Genomic DNA, 6691 nt, shown 5'->3' on the forward strand with positions numbered 1-6691 from the left:
GACTCACCACCGAATAGCGCGGTTCCGCTTCGTTTCAGCACAGGTTCTAATATGCCGGACACATCTGGAGCTCCACCCCTATTGACAGATTAACAAATGATATCGTTGGCAAGATTTTGCGAACGAATAAAGCATTGACTTTTCACAAAGATCTTCTTGGCTTTTGAAATACTAATTGATAAAAAATTATGAAAAATAATAAATTACCGAAGTATGCCCGATGGCTTCTCGTTTTGTGTAGTCTTCTGACTTTTATCGTTCTATACTTTCCTTTCTGGCAAATTCAACTATCTGCACCGCAGTATCCAGAAGGATTGGTATTGCTCATTTATGCCAATAAACTGGCCGGAAATGTAGATATCATCAACGGGTTAAACCATTATATAGGGATGAAAACATTACATACCGCCGACTTCTTTGAATTTAGTATACTGCCCTATATCATTATTTTTTTTGTTTTAGCACTTTTGTTGACAGCGATTATCAGAAAAAGAATATGGCTCCATATAATTTTCTTTTTATTTATTTGTTTCGGCATTACCGCGATGATCGACTTTTGGAAATGGGATTATAATTACGGACATAATTTAAATCCAAATGCAGCAATTGTCGTTCCCGGAATGGCCTACCAACCGCCCCTGATAGGTTATAAGCAATTACTCAATTTCGGGGCATATTCTATACCCGATATTGGCGGATGGCTATTTATAGTAGTGGGCATTATTTTGTTAGCACTTGTGATCTTAACGAGGAAGTCTAAAAAACTTTGGACAAAAAAGATAAAAACGGGCGGTGTCGTTTTACCCATACTTTCCCTTCTGTTAGCTAGCTCTTGTAATCCACCAATGGAGCCCATTACTGTTGGTAAGGATCACTGTGATTTTTGCAAAATGCCCTATAACGATAATCGCTTTGGCGCTGAGATAGTTACCAGCAAGGGAAAGATTTATAAGTTCGACGATGCACATTGCGTGCTAGCATTTATGCGCGAATCCGCCTTTAAGCATGAGAAAGGTTATGCCGTTTATTTCGTTAACTTTTTAGATAACCATTCATTAATCCCGGCAAAAACTTCTTACTTTCTAAAGAGCGATGCACTCAGAAGCCCCATGAATGGCAATATCGCCGCTTTCGATAAAGAACAGCGTTTGCAATTGATAAAAAGTAAATACCCGGGAATTGAATATCAATGGACTCAATTAATTCAATAATGAAAAAAATAATCCCTATCCTTTTATGTCTATTCTTTCTGACTGATGGAGTCGCCTACGCCCATGTTCTTCGTGTAGGTGCCAGATGGCAATTCCAAATTATTCAAGCAGCACTTAATGCTTCTTTGAAGGGAGATACGATTTTAGTAGGACCGGGTATCTACAAAGAAAAGAATATAGTCGTAAATAAATCTCTTGTATTGATAGGCGACCACTACCCTATACTTGACGGGGAACATCAATTTGAGATTATTTCCGTTAAAGCCGATAATGTTACCATTAAAGGTTTTAAACTAATTCATTCCGCAATTTCAAGCCTTGTAGACATTGCCGGCATAAAAGTATATACAAGAAAAGGAGTAACGATTGCCAATAATATTCTTGAAGGAACATTCTTTGGTATCTACCTGGAAAAGTCAGCCGGATGTCTCATTGAAAACAATAAAGTGACGGCCTATGCCAAAACCGATCAACAAAGTGGTAATGGTATTCATTGCTGGCAATGCGACAGCATTCGCATCATTGGTAATGCTATCACGGGTCATCGAGATGGCATCTATTTTGAATTCGTCACCAACTCTGTCATATGGCGCAATAAATCTATCAACAATTCGAGATATGGATTACATTTTATGTTTTCGCATAATGATGCTTATATCTCCAATATTTTTCAAAGCAATAATGCCGGCGTTTCGGTGATGTTTTCCCATACGGTAAAAATGTTTAATAATTATTTTGAGGATAATTGGGGCGATGGATGTTATGGCATTTTTCTAAAAGAAATCACAGATAGTTATATACTGGGAAATAAATTTCTACGCAATACAATGGGTATTTCGATGGAAGGAAGCAATAGGGTCGTCGTTGAGAATAATGAATTTAGCAAAAATGGTTGGGCGTTAAAAGTAGATGCGAGTTGCCTGGATGACACGATTAGACGCAATAATTTCTTAGGCAATTCTTTTGACATCTCTACCAATGGCACTTTAGTAGTCAATTGTTTTGATCATAATTATTGGGATAAATACGAGGGCTATGACCTTAATAAAGATAAAATAGGTGATATACCTTATCATCCCGTAAGCATGTTTTCCATGATTGTTGCCCAAAACCCTACTGCAATGATTTTGTTCAGAAGTGTTATGGCTACACTCTTTGATAAGATTGAGAAGATCTTACCCGGCATTACACCAGAAATAGTAGATCGTTATCCCTACATGAAAGCTTTGAAAATATGATTACAGTGAATAACACAACTAAAAAATTCGGGAAACTCATCGCCCTGAATAATGTGTCAGCCACCTTGAGCAAGGGTGAATGTATCGCGTTAATTGGCCCTAATGGCAGTGGAAAAACCACATTGGCAAAATGTATTCTCGGTATGATTGTACCCGATAGCGGCTCTATCACCTTCAACGGTAAAAACATTTTGCAGGACTGGCGGTATAGAGAGCATCTTGGTTATATGCCACAGATTGGTCGGTATCCAGAAAATATGAGTATTGGTCAAATACTGAATATGATGAAAGATATCCGAGGTACGAAAGATCATCACCCTTTTGATGAAGACTTAATCAATGCTTTTAACATCCCAACTCTATTAAATAAACGAATGAGAACCTTATCGGGTGGTACAACTCAAAAAGTAAGTGCAGCCTTGGCTTTTCTGTTCAATCCCAACGTATTGATATTGGATGAACCCACAGCAGGGCTGGACCCTTTGGCATCAGAAATCTTAAAAGAAAAAATTATCCTAGAAAAAAGAAGAGGCAAACTAGTTATCATCACCTCTCATATATTGAGTGAGTTGGACGATTTGGTAACACAAGTTATCTATATGCAGGATGGCAATTTATTGTTCCATAAAAGCATTGATTTGCTACGTAAGGATACCGGAGAAGAGAAACTTTCTAAAGCAATCGCAACCTTAATGAAATCAAAATAAAAACATGAGGAAAATAATAAAATATGTCATAGCGGATATTCTTAGGAATAAAATTGTAATTGCTTATACTTGCCTATTGCTTGCCATTTCTTTTACGGTATTTAATCTTCAAGACAATAACACGAAGGGGTTACTTAGTTTAATGAATATTGTTTTGATCATTGTTCCACTCATATGTATCATTTTTTCGACTATCTATGTCTATAATAGCACGGAGTTTATCGATCTCTTGGTGAGTCAGCCATTACAAAGAAAGAAGATCTGGATAAGCCTTTATGGCGGTATGGCGATTGCCTTAATCCTGTCTTTTCTGGTAGGTATTGGCATTGCCGTGCTGATTTACGCGCCCAATGCCACGGGTTTTATATTGGTGGCCGTAGGCCTCATGCTTACACTCATTTTTGTTTCCATCGCATTATTGGCCGTCGTCTATACGCGAGATAAAGCGAAGGGAATAGGTATCGCAGTCTTGTTATGGCTTTATTTCTCATTGATATTTGATGGTTTGGTACTCTTTATTTTATTTCAATTTGCCGATTACCCAATGGAAAAGCCCATGCTGATTTTAAGCGGATTGAACCCGATAGATATGGGTAGGATTTTAATCTTATTAAAAATGGATGTATCAGCGTTGATGGGTTATACCGGAGCCGTTTTTCAAAAATTCTTTGGCAATTTATCCGGCATGCTTATTACCCTATTTGTATTGCTTCTTTGGATCTTAGTACCATTAGGAATTTCCTTACGCAGATTTAAAAAGAAAGATCTCTAAGCTTTTAATCTATCTTATAGCCAGATACATTTTATCGTAGCGAAGTTTGCGCCTTCCCCAGCTATCATCCCGTACCCGTTTCCAATCTTGGCCACCGATGCCTATGGTTGAAAAGACTCCCGGTTAATGCTTGTACACCTGAGCCCAAACTATGCATTAGGAATTTTGATTGATAGAATCTTTTGAAATGAGATACAGATAAAACTTCCAATATTTTAGAAATTGGTGTATATCAACCTTAATATATAATTTGGGTTGAATAGTTAAAGGACGCGTCTTGAGAGGATTATTTGAGCAGACGCAATCGGAACAAAGTGGACCTTATATACATGCAATTTTCATCAACCTTTCTTTAAACAAGATATCCAATTCTGAGCAAGCACTATCTAAATGCCTATTAAAATCTTGGCTGTCTTTTTCAGAGAATCCATTACAAGGCTGCGCAATTTTTCTATAATAATCAATACCACTGAGTAACTGATGATAGAAACTCAAGAGGTATTTTTGTTTTTTCTGATCAATAACCAATCCGGCTTCAGTCGCTTGTACGCCTAAATAATGAATGTAAATAAAGAGTTCATTGATAAAAACATGGGGCCTGCTATTATCCGTTATAATATTGGTTTTACCATAGATGTGGCTACTCATTTGCTGAAGTGAAACTACTTTTGAAAAATAGACAATATTAGGTCCGGGGCAAATAGCAACTGCCGAAAGGTTTTTCAGAAACGGTTGCACATATTTAATAGGGGCGGAATTACTTAATCCGACGCACAGACATTCTTTATCCAATACAGCCTGACGCTCTCTTTCATATTGCTCCGCAGGTAAATTCTGAGATTGTAATTGATTTATTTTCAGTTTCTGATAATGAGCGGAAGCGGTGCATATGGGTGCTTCAGTAAATTCAGTATTGTTCACCAGATGTTTTTCTGTACATGGGCTACCGGGTCTTCCCAACGCTATTCTTTTCTTTTTTTCGAGATCTGAGCTGGTACCTTTTAAATAATGAAATGGAACGCCTAAGGGAGAGTTTTTACTTAAAAACAGATCAGGCTTTTTTGCTTTTTGCAATAGTGCAAGAGTAGGCGCATCTACTGTAGTGGCTTCAGGCACCAGCAAAAAAGGAGTGCCCCAGCCAATACTATCCATGCCATAATAATTACGCAACAATGCAGATTCCGCATAGGTTCCTATTCCACCCTGGGCACATATTTTTGCCGGATGAGGCTGACTAAATGTGGGTAAAGATTTTGCTTCTAAAGCCTTATTGTATATGTCAAATAAAGTAGCAATTAATTCGTTCCGCTTTATTTTAAATTCTTCCAATATGGGTCCCATCAAATATCCGTCCGTCGCAAATGCATGGCCACCACAGTTTAAACCGGACTCAATTCTAAATTCACTTACCCATATTCCTTTCTTAGCCAGATATTTTCCTTGTACTAAAGCAGAACGATAATCACTTACTTTTATCACTATTTTCTTTTCGAACTCCCCAAGCCCTTTTGCATCAAAAGCTCTGCATCTTTCGAGGTAATTATATAAACGTGGATTCATTCCCGCAGAAAAGATAATAGAAGAATTCTTAAGTTCACTTTTTGCAAATCCCTTCAAAGCCGCCACCGCATCGGACCCATCCTCTATTAAAACGCCTTCTTTTGTATAATTATTTTTATCGACTTTCGTCATTATATTTACATCAATGCTTCCGGCGGTAATATTGTTTTTAAGCAATTGTTCTAAATTCTTCTTCTCAACAATATCTTCGGTGTCTTGCATTTTTTTATATAGTTGCTTTAACTCATTGTCGTCGGGCAACATCTCAAAGTATTTTACCAACTCTGACCCAACTTCAAATACAGATTTCTTTATTTTTTCTATCTGTGCGTTTACGATCCTATTCATTAGATTTAAATAGTCCGTAATTCTTTTTTCGCGACAATTATCTTCTTTTGTCGTAATGGGAGTAAATGGTTCATTGATGAAAGCGTAATAATGTCTACGCATCATTTCGATAAGCCTGTCTTCCATAATGGAAATGGCAGACGAAATGCCATACTGTGCAACTCTTACAGGAGAATCAATGGTAAAAGCCACCCCCATAACAGGGATATAAAATTTGTGTGGGAAGGAATTCATCATAAATAATATAGTGTGTGATTTTCTTTGTTAAAATTTGAAAAAGTGTTTTATCGACACCAGTTGAGAAAAGCAATTCCTTCAAATTGGGCGACACCATTTTCTTCTCTGCGCCAGAAGTGCCTTTGAATAATTCTGACAACATCAGCTGTCAACTTTAACTGATTTAATTGTATGGCAGTCGCAGTGCCGAGCATAGTGAGGTGCCGAGGAAATCGTAAAAGGTATCTTTTGAATGTATCTATACATAATGGATCATTTTCGGTTAAATTAAAACTGGTAATCTGTATTCCATTCACTACAAGTCTATTCAGTTCTCCAACATTTTTGCTCCCAGCAATTTGGCCTTTGGCAATATATTCTTTGGATGGCAAAAGACGATTGATTTATCATAAAATAAACGCCTTATTCCACCCAGGCAGATAAACAACCTAAAGAATAAGACCCACTCTTTTTATTTACATAACAAATGGATTAAGCAGCTTGCTTTTTTAGAAAGATAAGAAATCTATCATTCATACGTCTTTTGTTATTTGGTAAAAAAAATTTTAAGCAAAACTAACTAATAAAAGATAAACTTGTCTTTTATTATTCTTCTTTTTATCTAAATAAACGAATTAT

The 6691-nt window shown here is 36.9% G+C and carries 6 protein-coding genes; 4 read left to right on the top strand and 2 right to left on the bottom strand.

Annotated elements, in window-relative coordinates:
• Positions 1-188: 188 nt before the first annotated feature.
• Genes ACQR30_RS10775 through ACQR30_RS10790 form a run of 4 tightly spaced genes read left to right on the top strand, consistent with a single transcriptional unit; the run spans position 189 to position 3928 of the window.
• Complete coding sequence (locus ACQR30_RS10775) at positions 189-1211, top strand: nitrous oxide reductase accessory protein NosL (protein ID WP_429734906.1); 1023 nt, start codon at positions 189-191, stop codon at positions 1209-1211.
• The gene (gene nosD, locus ACQR30_RS10780; protein WP_429734909.1) at positions 1211-2449 is read left to right on the top strand and encodes a nitrous oxide reductase family maturation protein NosD; all 1239 of its coding nucleotides are present in this window, start codon (positions 1211-1213) and stop codon (positions 2447-2449) included. The genes ACQR30_RS10775 and nosD overlap by 1 nt, the downstream gene beginning before the upstream one ends.
• A complete protein-coding gene (locus ACQR30_RS10785) occupies positions 2446-3156 on the top strand; it encodes an ABC transporter ATP-binding protein (protein WP_429734911.1) in 711 nt (236 codons plus the stop codon). Before nosD ends, ACQR30_RS10785 begins: the two co-directional genes overlap by 4 nt.
• Positions 3157-3160: 4 nt before the next feature.
• Positions 3161-3928 (top strand): ABC transporter permease subunit, encoded by a 768-nt coding sequence (locus ACQR30_RS10790; RefSeq protein WP_429734913.1) that lies wholly within the window; start codon positions 3161-3163, stop codon positions 3926-3928.
• Positions 3929-4249: 321 nt separating this feature from the next.
• Here the strand turns inward: ACQR30_RS10790 and ACQR30_RS10795 are convergent, their stop codons facing one another.
• Together ACQR30_RS10795 and ACQR30_RS10800 are read right to left on the bottom strand one after the other, a co-directional pair.
• The gene (locus ACQR30_RS10795) at positions 4250-6073 is read right to left on the bottom strand and encodes a DHH family phosphoesterase (RefSeq protein ID WP_429734916.1); all 1824 of its coding nucleotides are present in this window, start codon (positions 6071-6073) and stop codon (positions 4250-4252) included.
• 47 nt (positions 6074-6120) lie between these two features.
• Positions 6121-6444, bottom strand: a complete 324-nt coding sequence (locus ACQR30_RS10800; protein ID WP_429734918.1) for a hypothetical protein — start codon at positions 6442-6444, stop codon at positions 6121-6123.
• Positions 6445-6691: the final 247 nt, after the last annotated feature.

This window comes from Arachidicoccus sp., assembly GCF_050436765.1.
Lineage (GTDB): Bacteria > Bacteroidota > Bacteroidia > Chitinophagales > Chitinophagaceae > Arachidicoccus.